General features: G+C 65.8%; 16 protein-coding genes. 6 read left to right on the forward strand and 10 right to left on the reverse strand.

Features of this window, described 5'->3' with window-relative positions:
* Window positions 1–31: 31 nt before the first annotated feature.
* Window positions 32–1060 carry an NAD(P)/FAD-dependent oxidoreductase gene (locus ACP2YP_RS27070; protein ID WP_426419310.1) on the reverse strand — a complete coding sequence of 343 codons (1029 nt, stop codon included), beginning with the start codon at window positions 1058–1060 and terminating at the stop codon, window positions 32–34.
* Between the two features lie 182 nt (window positions 1061–1242).
* Here ACP2YP_RS27070 and ACP2YP_RS27075 point away from each other — a divergent pair, with 182 nt between their 5' ends.
* On the forward strand, window positions 1243–1710 hold the full coding sequence (locus ACP2YP_RS27075; protein ID WP_426419311.1) for an acyl-CoA thioesterase: 468 nt from the start codon (window positions 1243–1245) through the stop codon (window positions 1708–1710).
* Window positions 1711–1720: 10 nt separating this feature from the next.
* Here ACP2YP_RS27075 and ACP2YP_RS27080 read toward each other — a convergent pair whose 3' ends face one another.
* Together ACP2YP_RS27080 and ACP2YP_RS27085 are read right to left on the reverse strand one after the other, a co-directional pair.
* Complete coding sequence (locus ACP2YP_RS27080; RefSeq protein ID WP_426419312.1) at window positions 1721–2041, reverse strand: 2Fe-2S iron-sulfur cluster-binding protein; 321 nt, start codon at window positions 2039–2041, stop codon at window positions 1721–1723.
* Between the two features lie 180 nt (window positions 2042–2221).
* Window positions 2222–2596, reverse strand: a complete 375-nt coding sequence (locus ACP2YP_RS27085) for an Hpt domain-containing protein (protein WP_426426280.1) — start codon at window positions 2594–2596, stop codon at window positions 2222–2224.
* A gap of 393 nt (window positions 2597–2989) precedes the next feature.
* Here ACP2YP_RS27085 and ACP2YP_RS27090 point away from each other — a divergent pair, with 393 nt between their 5' ends.
* Window positions 2990–8698: a negative regulator of septation ring formation gene (locus tag ACP2YP_RS27090; RefSeq protein WP_426419313.1), complete on the forward strand. Its 5709-nt coding sequence runs from the start codon at window positions 2990–2992 to the stop codon at window positions 8696–8698.
* Between the two features lie 228 nt (window positions 8699–8926).
* On the opposite strand, the gene ACP2YP_RS27095 is transcribed toward ACP2YP_RS27090, so the two are convergent.
* Genes ACP2YP_RS27095 through ACP2YP_RS27105 form a run of 3 tightly spaced genes read right to left on the reverse strand, consistent with a single transcriptional unit; the run spans window position 8927 to window position 11740 of the window.
* Window positions 8927–9805, reverse strand: a complete 879-nt coding sequence (locus ACP2YP_RS27095; RefSeq protein ID WP_426419314.1) for an MlaD family protein — start codon at window positions 9803–9805, stop codon at window positions 8927–8929.
* Window positions 9806–9821: 16 nt separating this feature from the next.
* A complete protein-coding gene (locus ACP2YP_RS27100; protein ID WP_426419315.1) occupies window positions 9822–10604 on the reverse strand; it encodes an ABC transporter ATP-binding protein in 783 nt (260 codons plus the stop codon).
* A gap of 2 nt (window positions 10605–10606) precedes the next feature.
* Window positions 10607–11740 (reverse strand): MlaE family ABC transporter permease, encoded by a 1134-nt coding sequence (locus ACP2YP_RS27105; protein WP_426419316.1) that lies wholly within the window; start codon window positions 11738–11740, stop codon window positions 10607–10609.
* Window positions 11741–11874: 134 nt separating this feature from the next.
* Here ACP2YP_RS27105 and dgcA point away from each other — a divergent pair, with 134 nt between their 5' ends.
* Complete coding sequence (gene dgcA / locus ACP2YP_RS27110) at window positions 11875–12870, forward strand: N-acetyl-D-Glu racemase DgcA (protein WP_426419317.1); 996 nt, start codon at window positions 11875–11877, stop codon at window positions 12868–12870.
* Here dgcA and ACP2YP_RS27115 read toward each other — a convergent pair.
* Window positions 12840–14036, reverse strand: coding sequence for an MFS transporter (locus ACP2YP_RS27115; RefSeq protein WP_426419318.1), 1197 nt, complete (start codon window positions 14034–14036; stop codon window positions 12840–12842). The genes dgcA and ACP2YP_RS27115 overlap by 31 nt on opposite strands.
* 75 nt (window positions 14037–14111) lie before the next feature.
* Here ACP2YP_RS27115 and ACP2YP_RS27120 point away from each other — a divergent pair, with 75 nt between their 5' ends.
* The 3 genes from ACP2YP_RS27120 to ACP2YP_RS27130 all read left to right on the forward strand — a co-directional run bounded on the left by ACP2YP_RS27120 (window position 14112) and on the right by ACP2YP_RS27130 (window position 17739).
* A complete protein-coding gene (locus tag ACP2YP_RS27120) occupies window positions 14112–15428 on the forward strand; it encodes a hypothetical protein (RefSeq protein WP_426419319.1) in 1317 nt (438 codons plus the stop codon).
* A 249-nt stretch (window positions 15429–15677) separates the two neighbouring features.
* Window positions 15678–15827, forward strand: a complete 150-nt coding sequence (locus ACP2YP_RS27125; RefSeq protein ID WP_426419320.1) for a hypothetical protein — start codon at window positions 15678–15680, stop codon at window positions 15825–15827.
* 112 nt (window positions 15828–15939) lie between these two features.
* A complete protein-coding gene (locus tag ACP2YP_RS27130; RefSeq protein ID WP_426419321.1) occupies window positions 15940–17739 on the forward strand; it encodes a caspase family protein in 1800 nt (599 codons plus the stop codon).
* A 227-nt stretch (window positions 17740–17966) separates the two neighbouring features.
* Here the strand turns inward: ACP2YP_RS27130 and ACP2YP_RS27135 are convergent, their stop codons facing one another.
* The 3 genes from ACP2YP_RS27135 to ACP2YP_RS27145 all read right to left on the reverse strand — a co-directional run bounded on the left by ACP2YP_RS27135 (window position 17967) and on the right by ACP2YP_RS27145 (window position 20885).
* A complete protein-coding gene (locus ACP2YP_RS27135; protein WP_426419322.1) occupies window positions 17967–18950 on the reverse strand; it encodes a threonine/serine dehydratase in 984 nt (327 codons plus the stop codon).
* Window positions 18951–19014: 64 nt separating this feature from the next.
* The gene (locus tag ACP2YP_RS27140; RefSeq protein WP_426419323.1) at window positions 19015–20073 is read right to left on the reverse strand and encodes a glycosyltransferase family 4 protein; all 1059 of its coding nucleotides are present in this window, start codon (window positions 20071–20073) and stop codon (window positions 19015–19017) included.
* Window positions 20073–20885 carry a UDP-2,3-diacylglucosamine diphosphatase gene (locus ACP2YP_RS27145; RefSeq protein WP_426419324.1) on the reverse strand — a complete coding sequence of 271 codons (813 nt, stop codon included), beginning with the start codon at window positions 20883–20885 and terminating at the stop codon, window positions 20073–20075. Before ACP2YP_RS27145 ends, ACP2YP_RS27140 begins: the two co-directional genes overlap by 1 nt.
* Between the last annotated feature and the right edge of the window lie 25 nt (window positions 20886–20910).

The raw sequence follows: 20910 nt of genomic DNA on the forward strand, positions 1-20910 counted from the left end.
ATGGCGCATCGCCCGTCCGCTCCCGTCGCGATCAGTTGACACCGAGCTTCTTTTGCAGGCTGGAGGACGAGGTCGTGTACTGGAACACGAGCCGCTTCTCCGGATAGACATAGCGGTGGGCCTTCTGCGACATCAGTGCGCCCTCGTGGAAGCCGCACAGGATCAGCTTGATCTTGCCGGGATAGGTATTGATGTCGCCGATGGCGAAGATGCCGGGTACGTTGGTCTCGAACGCGGAGGTCTCGACCGGCACCAGATTGTTCTCCAGCGCAATGCCCCAATTCGCGACCGGACCGAGCTTCATGGTCAGTCCGAAGAACGGCAGCATGGTGTCGCAGGCAATATCGCTGACATTGTTGTCGTTGCCCTTGACGGTGGCGCCGGTCAGTTGGCCATCGGCACCTGAGAGCGCAGTGACCTGGCCGAGCCGCAGATCCATCTTGCCGTCGGCCACCAGCGCGCGCATCTGCTCGACGCTGTGGGGCGCGGCACGAAAATCGTCGCGCCGGTGCAAGAGCGTGATGCGCTTGGCCAGCGGATGCAGATTGAGCGTCCAGTCGAGCGCGGAATCGCCGCCGCCGACGATCAGCACATTCTTGTCGCGGAACGTCTCCATCTTGCGCACGGCGTAGTGCACCGAGGTGCCTTCATAGGCCTCGATCCCCGGCACCGGCGGACGCTTGGGCTGGAACGAGCCGCCGCCGGCCGCGATCACCAGCACCTTGCATTCGAACACCTTGCCGGTGTCGGTGGTGCAGCGAAACGCGGGATCGCCGATCTTCTCCACGGTCTCGATCATCTCGCCGAGATGGAAGGTCGGGTGGAACGGCTTGATCTGCTCCATCAGCGCGTCGGTGAGGCCCTGCCCCGATACATGCGGGATGCCGGGAATGTCGTAGATCGGCTTTTCCGGATAGAGCTCGGCGCACTGGCCGCCGACCTTGTCGAGGATGTCGACGAAATGCGCCTTCATGTCGAGAAGGCCAAGCTCGAAGGCGGCGAACAGACCGCAAGGGCCGGCGCCAATAATCAGCACATCGGTTTTGATCACGTCGCTCATGTCGTCTCTTTATCGGTCGTTAGCGGTTGGACGGCGCCCTTTGGGCCGAGGTGACCCTGCCTGTCTAGCCAACGGGGATGGATCAGGGAAGGCATAAAAGCGGGAGCGCCCCGCAGCCGCGCCCACTTGCCGGGTCAAAATAACTGGGCTGTAACGAGCTTGGATATGACGGAGATCAATCGGTGAACGCACCAAGCCGCCTCGATACGACGCCGCGCCTGGAGGACTTCCCTTTTCGCCTCGGCGACAACGTCCGCTTCGGCGATCTCGACCCGAACCAGCACGTCAACAACGCGGTCTACGCCACTTATTTCGAGACCGGCCGCGTCACGCTGATGAAGAGCCCGGAATACGGGCTGACACCGCCAGGGCTCGCCTGGATCATGGTGCGGCTCGACATCCATTTCCGCGCCGAACTGCACTGGCCGAACACGATCGAGCTCGGCCTCGGCGTGGTGAAGCTCGGACGCACGTCAGTAACCTTCGAGCAGGTCGTGTTTTCGAACGGGACGTGCATCGCGTCAGCAACGTCCGTCGGCGTCTTGCTCGACGAGGCGACGCGCCGGCCAGCACCGCTGACCGCAGAGGTGATCGAGAAATTCAAACCCTGGCACAAGCGCGGCATCGAGGTCGCGCCGCCGAACGCTTAAGTCAGAAAGATCAGGCCTGGCGTTCCGGCGTCGACACCACGAGCCCGTCGAGCTCGTCGGAGACCTTGATCTGGCAGGACAGGCGCGAGTTCGGGCGCACGTCGAAACCGAAGTCGAGCATGTCCTCTTCCATCGGCGTCGGGCTGCCGACCTTCTCGCGCCAGGCTTCGTCGACATAGACATGGCAGGTCGCGCAGGCGCAGGCGCCGCCGCACTCGGCTTCGATGCCGGGAACGCTGTTGCGGATGGCGGCTTCCATCACGGTTGCGCCGTTCTCGACTTCCACCGTGCGGGTTTCGCCCTTGTGGTCGACAAAGTGAATTTTGGCCATGAGTGCTCGTGCTGCCGCGATCTGGGGAAAAAGGAGGGTCCGGGCTGTCCTATAACGGGTCGGTCAGGGCAGCGCCATAGCGTTTTCAAGCGAAGTGGATACCGGTTCGCGGGCAGAAAACGCGTCAAAACAAACAAAAGACTAGTGCGCAGTCCACCCGCACTTGTGGGAGCCGCCGGCCTAGTGCTTGAGGATCGCCGCAATGGCCGCGCGAACCTCGGCGACCGCTTCTTTCAGCGCGGCGAAGGCGTGGGGCTGGTTGTGGCCGATCCGGACCGCGGTTTCCAGGCTGGCGGCGGCATCCGCGACCGCAAAGGCGCCGATCCCGCGCGCCGAGCCTTTAAGCTTATGCGCGAGCGCGCCGGTCTCGGCCGGCAGCGCCGTCATCGCCGAAATCAGCCGAACCGCCTGCTCGGCGAACATCGCAAGCACTTCGTGCTCCAGCTCGGCATCGCCGAGCGTCATGCGCGAGAGGTGGTCGAGGTCGAGAGGGCTGTCGATGGGCGCAAGCGGGGGCGAGGGCATCCAGTCCATCCGTTGCAGTTCAGGCATCATGGCGCAGGCCCCGGCATCGCGCGACGGTCCGCCGGTCCGGCGGTTCGCCCCCACCGAAGCATGGAAATGGTTAACGAAGTGTTTGGGCCGCTTTACGCAAATCCGCCCGTTTATTGACGAAAAGTTGCCGCAATCGGCCAAGTTCGGTGGAGAATTTCATTTAGGCCTAAGGTGTTACGGCGCGATCCTGTTAACGATGATTAAGATTGTCTTAATGGTGGGCATTTCATTCGCGACGCTCTGCCAATAGGATGTTGCAGAAATTGGCGGACAAGCCGTCCGGGTGGGGATGGCTCGGAGATCCGCGCAAGCGGCATGATCCGGTCTGTGGGCTTGCGTAGCGCGCAGGGCTCGCGGGGGGACGCGTAAAAGTAACGAGGGCTCGGACTGAACATGGCGAACACTCCGAAAAAGGTCAAAGACCCCACAGAAGTTGCGCTTTCTGCGATCCAGGAAGCCCTCAACATCAGCGACACGGCTGCCGACACCAGCCGCAACGCATCGATGCGCAACGAAACGGCGCCTCCGGTGACGCCGCCCGCACCTCCCGTGTTCGACGAGCCGGCGTTTGAGCCGCGCCCCGCCGCCAACGAACGCGCCACCGTGTTCGATACGATCGAGGAACCGCGCTCGTCGCGCCGCGCCGCCAATGACGACCGCGAGACCATCGGCCGGCTGCTCCAGTCGTTGCAGACGGGCCGCCCTGCCCGCAACATCTACGCCGGCGCGACCATCTTCACCATCATCTGGCTTGCGGCCTGCGCCGCGCTGACGGTCGGCTTCCTGCCCTCGATCCAGGCCGCGATGGGCCAGAGCGGCGGCGTGCTGGCCATCGCCGGCCTCGTCACCATGTTCTTCGCGCCGATCATGCTGTTCTACTTCCTCGCGAGCCTGGTCTGGCGCGGCCAGCAGATGAGCCAGGTCGCACAGGCGATGGCGCAGGTCGCGATCCGCTTCTCCGAGCCGGAAGGCTCGGCGTCCGATTCCATGGTCACCGTCGGCCAGGCCATCCGCCGCGAGGTCGCGGCGATGGGCGACGGCATCGAGCGCGCCATCGCGCGCGCCGGCGAGCTCGAGACGCTGGTCGCCAACGAGGTCGCCGCACTCGAGCGCGCCTATTCCGACAACGAGGTGCGCATCCGCGCCCTGCTCCAGGACATCGCGCATCAGCGCGACAATCTGGTCGGCCAGGCCGAGCAGGTCCGCAGCGCCATTTCCGGCGTGCAGATCGACCTCCGCCACGACATCGCGCTGATCTCGGACGCGATCGCCTCGCGCGTCGACGAGGTCGCGAAATCCATCACCGGCGCGCTGGAAGAGCGCGGCGCCCATATCACCGGCGCGCTGAGCCATGCCGGCGACAACATGATCCTGGCGCTCGGCGAGCGCGGCGGCGACCTGCTCGACCGCCTCGAGGAGGCCAGCGCCGAGACCACCCGCGCGGTGCTCGACGCCAGCGAGCGGCTGACCACCAGCCTCAACTTCAAGACCGGCCACGTCCACGACGAGTTCGTCGACCTCGCCGACCGCGTCCACGAGATGCTGAACGAGCGCATCGACCGCATCACCGGCGAGTTCGAGCAGCGTTCCGCCGCGATCGTCGACGGCATCTCCGAGCGCACCGAGCAGGTGCATGACTCGCTGAAGAATTCGTCGGACTCGCTGCTGCTCGAGCTCGAGCTGCGCTCCAACGACCTCTCCGCCAAGATCGACGACGCCGGCAACCGCCTCGCGGGCCAGATCATGACCTCCGGCGACAAGGCGAGCGAAGCGCTCGACGCCACGGTCAACACCCTCGTCGCCAAGGTCGTCAGCCAGACCGAGACCGCGCACGACTCGCTGTCGCTGCAGATGAGCGCGTTCGACGAGCTGGTGAAGAACCAGGGATCCGAGCTAGTCGAGAAGTTCGCCCGCGATTCCGGCACGCTGGGCGCCCTGATCACGCGCCACATCTCCGAGTTCGACCGCACCGTGAAGACGTTCGGCGGCGAGATCGTCGAGCGCATGGGCCAGCGCACCCAGGACATCCATGAGTCGCTGAAGACCTATGTCGACAATTTCGACACCCGCTTCACCTCCAACGGCGGTGCGATCACGGCTGTGCTCGACCAGCGCCTGGTCCAGTTCGAAACCACGATCGGCGAACGCGTCACCAACCTCGACGCCTCGCTGAACGGCAAGATCGCGAGCCTCGACGGCACCATCGAAGGCCACATCAAGACCTTCGACGGGCAGCTTGTCGGCCGGGTCGCAGAACTCGAGCAGTCGTTCGATACCCGCGCCAGGTCAGTGACCGAGACCATCGATGGACGTCTCAACACGCTGTCCACGACGTTGACCGACGGTGCGACGCAGGCGATCCAGTCGATCGATACGCGGTTGACGCATCTCACGACGACGCTCACCGGCGGTGCGTCGCAGGCACTCGAGTCCATCGACTCGCGCCTGACCAACCTCACGACGACGCTGACCGACGGTGCATCGCAGACGATCCAGGCGATCGATACACGCCTGACGCATCTGACGACGACCTTCAACAGCGGCGCATCGCAGGCGCTGGAGTCCGTCGACAGCCGCCTGACCTACTTGACCTCGGCGCTGACCAACGGCGCATCGCAGGCCGTGCAGTCGATCGACACCCGCCTCACCCTACTGACCTCGACGCTCACGGACGGCACCGCGCAAGCGATCGAGGCGGTCGACCGCCGGATCACCAGCGTCGCCGACCTCATCGACGGCCGCAGCATGCATCTGACCGACACGGTCACGGCACGCTTCCAGGACATCCACCAGGCGATCGAGACCAAGGTCGGTTCGGTTGCCAACGACATCGACGTGCGCGTGGCACAGTTCGAAGACCTGCTCGGCTCGCGTGTCGAGGCCGTCGCCGGCCGCATCGAAAGCAGTGGCCGCCAGGCCAGCGAGGACATGATGTCCCGCGCCGAGATGATCTCGACCGCGATCCGCTCGCATGTCGAGGACGCCGAGCGCTCGCTCACCAACCTCGTGGTCAACACCAGCGAGACGATCCAGACCGGTGCGCGCACTGCGCAGCAGTCGCTGATGACGGTCTCCTCCGACGTCAACGCCCAGCTCAAGATGACCTCCGCCGAGGTCGAACGCTCGCTGACCGCGGTCGGCACCGGTGCTGCGAACTCGATCCTGACCAGCGCCCGCGAGGCGCAGTCGAGCCTGGTCGCGGCATCGGGCGATGCCTCCAACCAGATCAAGGGGCTCGCGGCCGACGTCGAACGCACGTTGTCCGCAGCCGGCTCGGCCACCGCGGCCTCGATACTAGCCGGCGCCCGCGAGGTGCAGACCACGCTCGTCACCGCCTCGTCGGACGCGGCCAACCACGTCAAGACGCTCACCGCCGACGTGCAGCGCTCGCTGTCGCTGGCCGGCTCCGCCACGGCGGAATCGATCACCGCCGGCGCCCGCGATGCGCAGGGCACGCTGATCGCCGCCTCGACCGAGACCGCCAACCAGATCAAGGCGCTGTCCTCCGACGTGCAGCGCTCGCTCTCGATGGCGGGCACCTCGACGGCCGAGTCCATCATGACCGGCGCGCGCGAGGCCCAGAGCACGCTCGTCAATGCGTCCTCGGATGCGGCGAGCCAGGTCAAGTCGCTCGCGGCCGAAGTGCATCGCTCGCTGTCGCAGGTCGGCCAGACCACCGCCGAGACGATCACGGCCAGCGCCCGCGATGCCCAGAGCACCCTGCTCGCGGTCTCGGCCGAACAGACCGGCCAGGTCCGTTCGCTCGCAGCCGAGATGCAGCGCGCGCTGGCGACCGCCGGCGGCGCCACCATCGAGGCGCTCACCAGCGGCGTGCGCGAGGCCCAGGGCACGCTGATCACTGCGTCGACCGACGCAGCGAGCCAGATCAAGTCGCTGACGACCGACATCGAGCGCACGCTGACCGCGGTCGGTGCTGATACCGCCTCCACCATTCTCAGCAGCGCGCGAGAGGCGCAGACCTCGCTGACATCGACCTCGGCGGATGCCGCAAGCCAGATCCGCACGATCTCGACCGAGATCGAGCGCGCATTGAGCACGGCCACGGCCAACGCGACCAACGACATCCAGACCAGCGCGCTCAACGCCCAGAATGCGTTGATCAACGCCTCCAACGAGGCGAGCTCGCGGGTCAAGTCGAGCTCGGCCGACGTCGAGCGCTCGGTGCTCTCCGCCTCGAGCAGCTTCGGCCAGGCCATGACCGGCAAGACCGACGAAATCGTCACCTATGTGCAGCAGCAGTCCGACCGCCTCGCGAACATGATCGACGCCAAGCGCGGCTCGCTCGTGGACGCGATCGGCTCGAAGACCAGCCAGCTCACGCTCGACATCGACCGCGTCACCTCGGACGCGCTGAAGTCGATCGAGACGCGCGGCCACGCCTTCTCGCAGACCATGATGGGCAACGGCAACGAAGTCGCCCGCACCATCAACGCGGCAAGCGAGATCGCGACCAGCGCGGTCGGCAGGTCGCTCAAGGACCTCGAACAGGCCTCGCGTGCTGCGATCGACCAGTCGCGCCAGGTCTCGATCGCGGCTGTCACCGAGATGCAGGAGACCAGCAAGATCCTGCGCACCGACACGGTCGCCCTGTTCGAGCGTCTGCGCGAAGGCAACATCCTGCTCCAGGAGGTGCTGACCGGTGCGCACGACAACCTCAACTCGCTCGAGCGGGCGCTGGTGACGCGCGTCGCCGACTTCGTCTCGGCGATGAACGACGTCACCTCGCGCAACGGCGCTGCGACGCAGAACCTGGAAGACCAGCTCAACGTCTTCAACACGAAGACCACGCGGGCGCTCCAGGATCTCGGCGAGTTGTCGACGCAATTCGACGCGCACGGCAAGGCGCTCGTCGATGCCGCGCAGGTCGTCGAGCAGAGCAACAAGAACACCACCGCCTCGCTCGCCGAGCGCAAGCAGGCGCTGGAATCGCTCGTCACCACCATCGACCTGCGCACCACCGATCTCGACCAGCGCCTGTCGCGCTTCACCGGGCTGCTCGATGAGTCGCTCGCCGCTGCCGAAGAGCGTGCCCGCGACATCGCTCGCGTGGTCGCGGAGACCGCCGGCGCAGGCTCGGCCGCGATCACCCGCCAGTTCGAGGCGGTGCGGTCGGCGTCCGAAGAGGAGCACCGCCAGACCATCGAGGCCATGCACGACATCTACCGCCAGACCACCGACGAGGCGGATGCGATGTTCAAGCAGTCGGCCGAGAAGTTCGGCAACCTCGTCTCCAGCATGAAGCAGATGGCGTTCGAGATGCACAACGAGCTCGAAGCCACCCGCAACGAGCTGCGCCGCGGCGTGCTCGAAATGCCGCAGGAGGCCGCCGAGAGCACGGCGCAGATGCGCAAGGTGATCGTCGACCAGATCGAGGCGCTCGCCGAGCTCAACCGCATCGTGGCCCAGCACGGCCGCGGCCTCGACGTCACCACGACGGGCCGCGCCAGCGTGCAGCGCCAGGAAGAGCCGATGCTGGCGACCGTCGGCGGCCGCAGCAGCGAAACGCGCGTCCGCGAAAGCACCAGCGCCTCGACCCTGCCGCCGCCGGATCTCGGCGTGCCCGTCTCGCGTCGCACCGAGGCACCGCCGGTGGCCCCTGGCGGCAACGACCAGGGCCGCGACGGCTGGCTGTCGGATCTGTTGAACCGCACGGACGCCAATCAGGCTGCTCCGACCGGTCGTGAGGCCCCGCGCGGCCGCCAGGCTGCACCCGCTCCGCAGCCGCAGGCCCCGCAGAGCAGCGGCAATCCGCTGGAATCGCTGTCGCTCGACATCGGCCGGCTGATGGACCGCAACCTCGCCACCGAGATGTGGGACCGCTACCAGCGCGGCGAGAACAAGGCCTTCACCAAGCGCCTGTACACGCCCGCCGGCCAGAAGGCCTTTGACGAGGTCGCCCGCAAGTATCGCGCCGACCGCAACTTCAAGGGCACGGTCGACCGCTACATCGGCGAGTTCGAACGCCTGCTCGACGAAGTCGCCCGCGACGGCCGCGGCCCGCAGGAGCTGCGCAGCCACCTGACCTCGGAGACGGGCCTGGTGTACACGCTGCTCGCTCATGCGGCGGGCCGGCTGGGGTAAGCGAAGCTCGCAGGTTGCGAATGCAAACGGAGGCCTCACGGCCTCCGTTTTTGTTTCGCGCGCGTCATTACGCCGGCGGCTCACTGCGCACGGGAATTGCGGCGCCCCCACAACCACCGTCATTGCGAGGAGCTCTTGCGACGAAGCAATCCAGGCTCCCTCTGCGGAGACAGTCTGGATTGCTTCGCTACGCTCGCAATGACGGAGGAGAGAGCGCGAACGAACCGCCTACTGCCGCCGGCGCTCCGTTGCGGCCGGCTTCGACGGTTCGGCCGCCGCCGGCGCGGCGGCCGGCGCGTTGTTGCTGGCGCCGAACAGGACGCGGGTCGGGTTGCGATCAAAGTTGTTCACGGCGCGGCTGATGTCGCCGAGCGTGCGGCGGCCGTCGGTCATCAGCGCGCCGGAGCGCTTGTCGAAATCATCGGCGAGCTCGCGGATCGACTTCACGGTCAGGAACAGCTCGCCACCGTCCTTGCCGCCGGCGAGCGTGTTGAGGCCGAGCATGAGGTTGTCGGCCTTGAGCATCACGCCGTCGACCTTGGCCATCACGCCGTCGATCTTCTCGGAGTTGCGCGCGAGCGAGTTGGTGAAGGTCTCCAGGTTCTTCAGCGAGTTCTTCACCGACTCCTGGTTGTCGGCGACGATCTTGTTGATGTTCTGCAGCGTGCCGCGGATCGCCTCGGTGACGTCCTGGAGCTTGTTCGGATCGGCCGTCAGCGTCGGGATGCCGTCCTCGTCGAGCGGCGGCGGCGGAGCCGCCTCCTCGCCGCCCTTGAGCGAGATCGCGGCGACGCCGGTCAGGCCCTGGAATTCGAGGCCGACCAGGGTGTCCTTGCGGAGCGGCGTGTTGTTCTCGATCATGGCGAGTGCGACAACCCGCCGCGGATTGTCGAGCTTCACCGAGACCACTTCGCCGACCCGGATACCGTTGAAATTGACGCTGCCGCCGTTGCGCAGGCCCGCGGCCGGGCCCTCGAACACGACGCGGAAGGGGCTGCGCTGCTTGGTGGTGTGCAGCGACTGGAACCACAGCACGAAGCCGATCGCAGCCGCGATCACCGCCAGCGTGAAGGATCCGATCAGTACGTAATTCGCCCGCGTTTCCATCAGCTGCTCCGGCTACTCAAGTCACGACCGCGCGGGCGCGCTTGCCATGGAAATACTGCCTCAGCCAGGGATGCTGCGAGGCCTGCATGTCGGCGATCGACCCTGCCGCAATGATCTTACCGTTCCCTAAAACGGCGATCCGATCGCAAGCGGTGTAAAGGCTGTCGAGGTCGTGGGTTACCATGAAAACGGTCAGCCCCAAAGTACGCTGCAGCGTCCTGACCAGATCGTCGAACTCGCCGGCGCCGATCGGATCGAGGCCCGAGGTCGGCTCGTCCAGGAAGACGAGGTCGGGATCGAGCGACAACGCGCGAGCCAGAGCGACGCGCTTGATCATGCCGCCCGACAGTTCCGAGGGGAAACGCTCGGCCACCTCCGGCTTGAGGCCGACCATGGCGAGCTTGGCCATGGTGATCTCGTCCATCAGCCGCTGCGAGACCCGCAGATATTCGCGCATCGGAAACTGGATATTTTGGCGCACGGTGAGCGAGGAGAACAGCGCGCCCTGCTGGAACAGCACACCCCAGCGCCGCTCGACGTTGCGGCGCTGCGATGTGTTGGAGGAATCCAGATCGACGCCGAACACCTCGATGGAGCCCGCGACCTTCGGCACCAGGCCGATGATGGTGCGCGTCAGCACCGACTTGCCCGCCCCAGAGGGACCGACGAAGCCGAGGATCTCGCCGCGCTTGACGTCGAGGTTGAGGCCGTCGAGCACCCGCGTCGCGCCGAACTGCACGGTGATGTCGCGGACGCGGATGATGGGGTTTTGAATCGCGTTTTGAGCTTCTTGCGCCATCGTCACATTCCGATCGAGGCGAAGAAGATGGCGAACACGCCGTCCATGACGATGACGAAGAAGATGCCCTTCACCACTGACGCCGTCGTGTGCTGTCCAAGCGATTCCGCGCTGCCCTGCACCGCGAGGCCCTCGACGCAGGCGACGATGCCGATCACCGCGGCCATGACAGGCGCCTTGACGATGCCGACGATGAAATGGTCGATCGAGATGGCGTCGCGCAGGCGCAGCAGAAACGCTTCGGGATCGACGCCGCCATAGAGCCAGGCGACGAGCCCGCCGCCATAGAGCGCGGCCATCGCGCCGAGGAAGGCGAGGATCGGCAGCGCCAGCACCAGCGCCAGCATGCGCGGCAGCACCAGAACCTCGATCGGATCGAATCCCATCGTGCGCAGCGCGTCGATCTCCTCGCGCATCTTCATCGAGCCGAGCTCGGCGGTGTAGGCGCTGCCCGAGCGGCCCGCGACCATGATCGCGACCAGCAACACGCCGATCTCGCGCAACACCAGCACGCCGAGCATGTCGACAACGAAGATGTCGGCGCCGAAGCGGCGGAAATGGAAAATGCCCTGCTGGGCGATGATGCAGCCGATCAGGAAGGTGATCAGCACGATGATCGGCACCGCGCGCCAGCAGACCTGCTCCAGATGATGCACGGTCGAGGTCAGGCGGAGTGAGCGGGGGTGGATCAGAACGCGCCCCCCGGCCGCGAGCACAGCGCCGAGCATGTCGATCAAACCCGCAACCGTGCCGCCGATGCCGGCGACGGTGCGCCCAATCTGCTCCAGCATGCCGGTGATGGTGATCGTGCTTCTATCGACCACCGGGGTCGCCCTGACCCGCCGCACCTCGTCGACCAGGCTCGAATAATTGGCCGACAGCCCCGCGATCTGCGCCTCGACGGCGCCTTGGGTCAAGCTGCGGCGCAGCCGCTCGATCAGCCAGGCACCAAAGGTATCGAGCTTGGCGACCTCGGAGACGTCGATGAAGATGCTTTGGGGGCTGCCGGCGAGCTTCTCGGCGTCGGCCACCATCCGCTCCAGGACCGGCGCAAAGCTCGCGGTCCAGGTTCCGGTGGCGCAGAGGGCCAGCGCGTTGCCTTTGGCAATCCGTTCCAGCTTCGGATCGCCGCTCAAGGTGTCCGCTCCCTGACCTGGGCGGAGGAAATCAGATCGTTGCGCACGCGCCCTTACCCAGAAAAGGTATCCCCAACTGGTTAATGTTAGTTGCTAGAGGTAACCAGCAGGTTCAGATTTCGCCAGAGTTCAAAATGACTTCCAGCAAAGTTCCTGCCCTTGCCGCGCGAATCGAGCGGTTTCCCATCGCCGGCAGTTTCACGATCAGCCGGGGCGCCAAGACTGAAGCCGTGACCGTTATGGCCGAAGTGAGCCAGAACGGCCTGACCGGCCGCGGCGAATGCGTCCCCTATCCTCGCTATGGCGAGACGCCTGAGGCAACGCTGGCCGCGATCGAGGCCATGCAGGCAGCCGTGGCAGGCGGGCTGACGCGGCAGGCCCTCCAGGCCGCCATGCCGCCCGGTGCGGCCCGCAATGCGCTGGATTGCGCCCTGATCGACCTGGAGGCCAAGGCGGCGGGCCTGCGGGCCTGGAACCTGCTCGGCCGCCCGGAACCGGTCGAGCGCACCACGGCCTATACGATCTCGCTGGGCACGCCTGAGGCCATGGCGGCGGCGACCGCCAGGGCGGCGCACCGGCCGCTGCTCAAGATCAAGCTCGGTGGCGACGGCGACGGGCTGCGGATCGCAGCCGTGCGCCAAGCGGCGCCCGAGTCAGAGCTGATCGTCGATGCCAACGAGGCCTGGACCGAGGCCAATCTGGAGCAGAACCTCGCCGCCTGCGCCGCCGTCGGCGTCACCCTGGTGGAGCAGCCGCTGCCGGCCGGCAGGGACGACGCGCTGGCGCGGATCAAGCGACCGCTCGCGGTCTGCGCCGACGAGAGCGTGCATGACCGCAACTCGCTGGCCCCCTTGCGCACGCGCTACGACGCCGTGAACATCAAGCTCGACAAGACCGGCGGTCTCACCGAGGCGCTTGCCATGGCCGATGCCGCGCGGGCGCTCGGCTTCGAGATCATGATCGGCTGCATGGTCGCGACCTCGTTGTCGATGGCGCCCGCCATGCTGGTAACCCCGCAGGCCCGCTTCGTCGATCTCGACGGCCCCTTGCTGCTGGCGCGCGATCGCGACCATGGGCTTCGTTACGACGACAGCCTGATCTATCCGCCGGAGTCTTCGCTCTGGGGCTGAGCCTTGAGCCGATGCCGCGCCGACCAGATCACAATCGCACCGGCCGCGGCCATCGCGGCCATGACGTAGTACAGGCCGTCACCGATGCGGGCGTAGATCGCGCCTGAGGCGATCGAGGTCGTCGCGCCCAACAATCCGCTGCAGGCAGCATAGTAACCCTGCCCCCGCGCAATCTGATGCGACGGCACGCGCTGCACCAGCAAATTCATGGTGCCGACGATGGTCATGCCGAAAGTGAGGCCGTGGCCGAGCTGCGCGATCGCGAGCAGCGCCAGCTGCGGCTCCTGCGCCGTGACGATCCAGCGCAGCACCGCGCTCACGCCGCCGATCGCCATCAGCGACGATGGATGCAGCGAGAAGCGCGGCGACAGCGCGAAGACGACGATCTCGGCGATCACGCCCAGCGTCCAGAGTCCTGCGATTGTGAACCCACCGAGCCCATGGGCCTGCCAGCTGATCGCCGAAAATGAGTAATAGGCGGCATGACTGCCCTGGATCAGCGCCGCCGAAATGATGACCAACCAGAAGCCGGCATCGCGCAGCAGGGCGTTGCTGGCGTGCTTTTCCGCGGTCCTGCGCCTGACATCGTCGAGCGGCTGGAGCAACAGGCCTGCGATGGCCGCAACGAGAGCCCATGCGACGATGATCCAGATCAGGTCGCGCGTGGCGATGACGTCGACGAGATAGCCGCAGGCGAGTGCGCCGGCGGCGAAGGCGGCCGAGCCCCACAGCCGAATTGGTCCGTAGTCGAAGCCGTAGCGAATGACGCCGCGCAACGCGTACGCATCCGTCAGCGGGACGACCGGCGTCCACATGATGCAAGTGGCCGCATAGATCAGGAGGAGCGCCAGCGGCTCATGCTGCAAGCCGACCAGCGCAAATCCCACCGCCGTCGCGACGACCGAGACCATCATGCCGGCACGAATCGCGTAGCGCTTTTCGGCAAAGGCGGTTGCGTAAGGCAGCGTGGTGAAGCGCGTGATCCCCGGCAGCGCGTTGATGATCCCGATCCAGGCTGCATCGACGCCGATCGCCTTGAGCCAGACCGGGAAGAACGGTAGATGCGTGCCCGACACCGCGAACACGGCCGAATAGAACAGCGCGAGACTCACGGCGAATCGCCGCTTGACGGTTGCTGCGATGGGGATTTGTGATTCGGGTGGCATCAAACCAATTGCGATTCGGTCGATATCGTGGTGATCGTTACAGTAACGCGCGGTGATTTGCGCGACGAGATTGTCATGGCCAACGAAGCATTCGCCCTCTCGCCCATGTCTGCCCGCGCGGCCGAGCCGAACGAGCAGGATTACGACGCGATCCGCGAAGCCTTCATGGAGACCGCGCGCGGCCGCTGGTTCCTCGGCGAATACGCCAAGCGCAACCGCAATGCCGACACGGCCATGGTGCTCGACGCGGTCGCGAAAATCGAAGAAACCCTTGCGGCACAGCGACAACCCGTCGTCGAGGACCGCCTGCCCGAAGCGCTGGTCGCGATCCGCCGCGCGATCGAGGACGCAGAAAGCGCCGCCGGCAAGGCGTTCGATCCGGCCGCACTCGAGGCGAGCCTCGCGCCGATCCCGCGCGGCGTGCGCATCATCAAGGAGATCTCATGGCGCTGGCGCGAGATCGGCGCCGACGGGCGAATCTGCGACCTGATTGATTCGCAGCTCGCCTCGATCGAAGCGGCCTGCGCCCAGGTGTCGACCATCGACCCGCGCGGCGACCTCAAGGCAGCCTTCGATCTGCTCAAGGACCGGATCGAGCAGACCGATGCTGGCGGCGTCGCAGCGTCGCGGGAAGCACCGCCAGTGGCGGACGCGCCGCCGGTTACAGAGGCGCCTGCGGCCATGGCGAGCGAAGCAGGCGTGGCTTTTACGGAGACGCCGCAGGACATCGCTCCCGAGCCTGAGGCAGCCGCTGATATGAGCGACGTCGCCGCGGAGGTGATGGATGTCGCGATCGAGCCCGAGATCGCCGAAAGCCACGCCGCCGTCGACGAGAGTTTTGCTGCGATCGAGGACAGCCTCGCCGCTTCCGTCGCCGGGATCACCGACGAGTTCTCGCTCGATGCCGCCGCGGAGGCCGAGGACGACGCCGTGCTCGCGCGGATCGCGATGGAGATGGCCGCGCCCGATCCGGAGTTCGACGAGATCGTCGAGCCCATCGAGATGGAAGCGACTATTCCCGAGCCGATGCCGGAGCCGATGGCCGCGGAGGTCGCGGAGCCGGTCGCCATGGACGCACCGATCGCGCCGCATGTCGAGGAGCCGGTTGCCGAAGCACCGATCGCGATGGAATCGCTCGCGCGCCTCACCGATGCCATTGCGGAAGCCGCCGCCGAAGTGATGGAGCAGCCGGCCCCCGCCATGGCGGCCGCGGCGATATCCGGCGCAGCACCGACCGCGTCGCTTCCGATGCCGTCACCCCTGCCCGAGCCCTCGCTCGGCGCCACCATCCTGGCGAGCGGCATCGTGCAAAAGCCCCGCCCCGCCGCCAACGACGCCCTCGCCCCGATCCGCCGCATGACCCAGGCCGAGAAGATCGCGTTCTTCTCGTAAGAGCCTCACGGCTCTCTCCGCGTTCGTCATTGCGAGCGTAGCGAAGCAATCCAGAATCCCTCCCCGGAAAGACTCTGGATTGCTTCGCTTCGCTCGCAATGACGGAGTACGAGGCAATGGCCTCGCTATTCCGGTTCGCAATTTGAATCGCAGATACACATTCGCGCCTCGCGACGCATTTCGCGCCATTGCCGACCGCGCCGTTCAATTGTGACGCCTGCACGTCGCCTGCTCAAGGTCGACGAGACCATGAGCAACTTCGCGGATTATCTGCGCAAGCATGGCGAACAGGACGCGCAGGAAGCTCACTGCGCGCCCATCGTCGGCCATGGCCGCTGCAGCGCGATGATAACGCGCGCCCGGCGGGCATCATCTGAGCTTTCCCAGATCGCTGCGTGATTTAGATCACGCAGCGTATGACGGTGATCGCGATCACGGACGGAGGGCTCGAACGCGGTCAGGCTTCCTCGCAACCAATCTCGCATCGAGATGAGCCCCGAGGGAGCACGCCATGTTCCGCCTGAGATCCGCCCTGATGACGGCCAGCCTGTTGGGAAGCCTGTTCGGCTTCGCCTGTAGCCCCGTTTCCGCACAAGTCGCCCCTGTCGAACCCGCACCGACCGCGCTGCAAGGCCCGGAGCAGCGGGTGGCGCTGGTGATCGGCAATTCCAACTACCAGAACGCACCGCAGCTCGCCAATCCCGACAATGACGCGCAGTCGATGGCGCAGTTCCTCAACTCGGCCGGCTTCGAGGTGATCTCGGCGACCGACCTCGGCCAGAACGACATGCTGCGCGTGGTGCAGAATTTCTCCGCAAAAGTGTCGGCGCGCGGGCCCAACACGGTGGCGATGGTCTATTACGCCGGTCACGGCGTGCAGCTCGCCGGCGAGAACTACCTCGTTCCGGTCGATGCGAAGGTGTCGAACCAGACCGACCTCGTCAACGACTCGGTCCGCCTGGTCGACGTGATGTCGACCTTGGAGACGATTCCGAGCCGGATGCGCATCGTCATTCTCGACGCCTGCCGCAACAACCCGTTCCCGAACGTGAATGACGCCGGCCGCGGTCTCGCGATCGTCGATGCGCCGAACGGCTCGATCGTCGGCTATTCGACCGCGCCGGGCGCCGAAGCGCTCGACGGCCGTGGCGGCCACAGCCCCTACACGCAGGCCTTCCTGAACGTCGCGCGCGAGCCCAACGTGCCGATCGAGCAGCTGTTCAAGCGCGTGCGGCTCCAGGTGAACCAGACCACCAGCGGCGCGCAGATTCCATGGGAGAGCTCGTCGCTGACGAGCGACTTCACCTTCTTCGGTGACACCGCTGTTGCCGCCAACCGCGCGCCGGTGAATGCGCCGGTGGTGCAGATGGCCTCCAACCTGCCGAGCCGTTCGACGCGCCAGGCCTATGACTACGTCGTGTCCGAGGGCCGGCCGGAGTACTATCAGGAGTTCATCCAGATGTATCCGCACGACCCGCTGTGCGACCACATCCGCTGGCTGCTGTCGAATTTGCTGATCACGCAGGCCTGGCACCAGGCGGTGCTGGCGAACTCGCCGGTCGGCTACAAGGCCTTCTACGACAGCTACGGCAACAGCCCCTATGCGCAGATGGCGCTGAAGCTCGAGACGCAGCCGAAGCTGATCCCCCTGATGCAGGCAACGAAGTTTTTGGCTCCGCAGAACATTGCCCCGACGCTCAAGATCGGCAATCCCGGCCAACCCAAATACATGCCGCTGATCCAGCAGGGCAATGGCGGCTCGCAGATGAACGCCAACCTGCCGGTCGTGCAGAAGCCGGTCGATAGCAACGTCATCGGCAAGCTTGGCAATGGCGGCCAGATCGTCAATCTGCCGGCGGGCAACCCGCAGAACGGCACGCCGTCGCAGACCCCGGGCAAGATCGTCATCCTGCCCGCGCCGACCAACACGACGACGAACAACAACGGCATCGGCAAGATCACGACACTGCCGGTGACCACCACCACGCAGAATACCGGCAACAACAATGCCGGCACGAGCACCGGCACTCCTGGCAAGGTCGTGAGCATGCCGGTGACGGTCGGCAAGGGCTCGACGGTCGATGTGAAGCCGGTGAACGTTCAGACGCAGAACAACCCGATCCGCATCAACAACGGCGTGAAGCTCATCAACAACCCGGTGAACAAGGTGCAGGTCCAGAACAACGTCCAGAACAGCGTCCAGAACAACCGGCCGCAGTTCAATGCTATGGGAAATGGCGACGGCAACAATGTCCGTCAGTCGATGATCCAGTCAAACGGCGGCAACAACCACCGCAGTTTCGTGCACTGATCGCCACGAAGAAGGTGCACTCCCTCTCCCGCTTGCGGGAGAGGGCTGGGGTGAGGGTGTCTCCGCAACGGGACACTTCCAATGCGGATAGAGCCCCACCCGGCGCTTCGCGCCGACCTCCCCCGCAAGCGGGAGAGGTTGCACCGAGCAAGCGGCAAGTTCGTACCCAACAAACATAAAGAAGGGGTAGAAGCGGCAACGCTCTGCCCCTTCTTTATGTCAAATGATCAGGCCACCAGCTCGGCGAACAGATCCGCATCGACGTTGCCGCCGGAGAGCACGATGACCACGTTCTTGCCGGCGACGTCGAGACGTCCCGCAAGCAGCGCGGCAAGGCCCACCGCGCCGCCGGGCTCGACCACGAGCTTCAGCTCGCGATAGGCAAAGGCGACGGCCGCGCCGACTTCTTTGTCCGATGCGGTCACGCCGCGCGCCAAAAGCTTGCTGTTGATCGCAAAGGTCATCTCGCCGGGGATCAGGGCCATCAGCGCGTCGCAGATGGTGCGGCCCGCCGGTGCATGCGGCTCGCGATGGCCGGCGGTCAGCGACAGGCCGTGATCGTCGAACGCCTCGGGCTCGGCCACCACGATCTCGGCCAGCGGATAGCGCGCCTTCACCGCGGTCGCGACGCCCGCGATCAGGCCGCCGCCGGAGGCCGGCGCCACCACGATGTCGGGTGAGAGGCCGAGCGTTGCCATGTCCTCCGCGATCTCGCGGCCGGCGGTGCCCTGGCCTGCGATCACGAAGGGATCGTCATAGGGCCTGACCAGCGTCGCACCGCGCTTCTCGGCGATGCCGCGCGAGATCGCCTCGCGGTCGTCGCGGTCGCGATCGTAGAGCACGACCTCGGCGCCATAGGATTTGGTGCGCTCGCGCTTCGACAGCGGCGCGTCCGCCGGCATCACGATGGTCGCCTGCATGTCGAGAATCTTGGCCGCCGCCGCCACGCCTTGGGCGTGGTTGCCGGAGGAGAACGCGACGACGCCGCCGGCGCGCTTGTCCTGCGGGATCGAGAACACCTTGTTGAAGGCGCCGCGGAACTTGAAGGAGCCGGTACGTTGGAGCATCTCCGGCTTCAGGAAGACTTTTGCGCCGACGCGCTCGTTGAGCACCGGAAACGACAACAGCGGGGTGCGGACGGCGAAGGGCGCAAGCACGCGCGCTGCGGCATCGATATCGGCGGGGCCGATCGGAAGGGGCTGTTCGGACATGGGGGGATGTTATCGCGCCGGATGAGGCGCGGGCAAGACACCTCCGCGCGAGGTTTTCACTCACTTAGGCGACGAAGCGTGGCTGTTCCGCACCGGTCCGGCCGGGCAGCACCGCATCGACCGCGCGGATGCTGTCCACAAAAGCCCTCGCCGAGGCTTCCCAAGTGTAATTGGAGGCGAATTTGACGCAAGCCTGCCTGGAGATATCAAGCGCCGCGAAGCAGGCGTTGCGCAAATCATGATCCAGCACGCCGACCGGCGCGTCGCCGATGACGTCGCGGGGACCCTTCACCGGGAAGGCCGCGACCGGCAGGCCGCTCGCCAGCGCCTCGAGCAGGACCAGGCCGAACGTGTCGGTCTTGCTCGGAAACACGAAGACGTCGGCTGCCGCGTAGATGTCGGCCAGCTCCTCGCCGTGCTTTTCGCCCAGAAAAATCGCGTCGGGATAGGCCTCTTCCAGCGCGTTGCGCGCCGGGCCGTCGCCGACGATCACCTTGGTGCCGGGCAGATCGATGTCGAGGAACGCCTCGAGATTCTTCTCCACCGCGACGCGGCCGACCGAAAGGAACACCGGGGCCGGCAGGCAGAGGTCGACGGCGCGAGGATGGAACAAATCGGTGTCGACGCCGCGCGGCCACAGCACGACATTGTCGAAACCGCGCTCGCCGAGCTCCCGGGCTAGCGCAGGCGTAGCCGCCATCACAGCGCGGCTCGGGCTGTGGAATTGGCGCAGCGCCCGCCAGATCAGCGAGCCCGGAACCGGCACGCGGGCGCGGACATATTCGGGAAAGCGGGTGTGGAAGCTGGTCGTGAACGGCAGCTTGCGCTGCCGGCAATAGCGGCGGACCATCAGGCCGATCGGCCCTTCCGTCGCGATATGGATGCTGTCGGGCCGCGCTTCCTCGATCAGCTTCGCGATTCGCGCCGGGCGCGGCATGGCGAGCCGCACGTCGCGATAGCTCGGCATCGCAAAGGTACGGAACGATTGCGGTGTCAGGAACGTGAACTCGACACCAAAACCTTCGACACTAAGCCCCTTGGCGGCGTCAGCGAGCTTGGTCAGCGTCCGAACCACACCATTGACTTGCGGGTGCCAGGCGTCGGTCGCGACCAGGATGCGCATCAAGCAGCTCTTGCTGCCACCTGCGGGACTTGCGCCGGCCTCTGCAAATGGTCCGCCCAGGTGATGATCTCGAAATGGCCGTCATCGTGCTCGACGAGCGCGGTGCAGCTCTCGACCCAGTCGCCGCAATTCATGTAGCGGATGCCGTTCTCGTCACGGATCACGGCGTAGTGGATGTGGCCGCAGATCACGCCGTCGGCGTCATGACGCCGTGCCTCGGCCGAGAGCGCCTGCTCGAACGCACCGATATAGTTCACGGCGTTCTTGACCTTCTGCTTGGCCCATTGCGACAGCGACCAATACGGTACGCCGAACATGCGGCGGAAGAAGTTGACGAAGCGATTCATCTGGATCGCGAAGTCGTAGGCCTTGTCGCCGAGATGGGCGAGCCAGCGCGCGTTCTGCACCACGAGATCGAAGATATCGCCGTGGATGACGAGGTAGCGCTTGCCGTCCACGCCGGTGTGGACGGTGTTCTCGACGACGTCGATGCCGCCGAAATGAGTGCCGTAATAGTTGCGCAGGAACTCGTCGTGATTGCCCGGCACGTAGATGATCTTGGCGCCCTTGCGCGCCTTGCGCAGCAGCTTCTGGACCAGATCGTTATGCGATTGCGGCCAGTGCCAGCTCGATTTCAGCGCCCAGCCATCGACGATGTCGCCGACGAGATAGATCGTGTCGGCGTCATGGTAGCGCAGAAAGTCCAGCAAAAGATCGGCTTGCGAGCCGCGGGCTCCGAGATGAACGTCGGAGATGAACAACGTGCGAAAGCGCCTTTCAGGGCTTTCGTCACTCACATCGTAACTTCCCATGCGACATGCCTGTAACAATATCCCG

Source organism: Bradyrhizobium genosp. A (assembly GCF_049949275.1).
Taxonomy (GTDB): Bacteria; Pseudomonadota; Alphaproteobacteria; order Rhizobiales; family Xanthobacteraceae; genus Bradyrhizobium.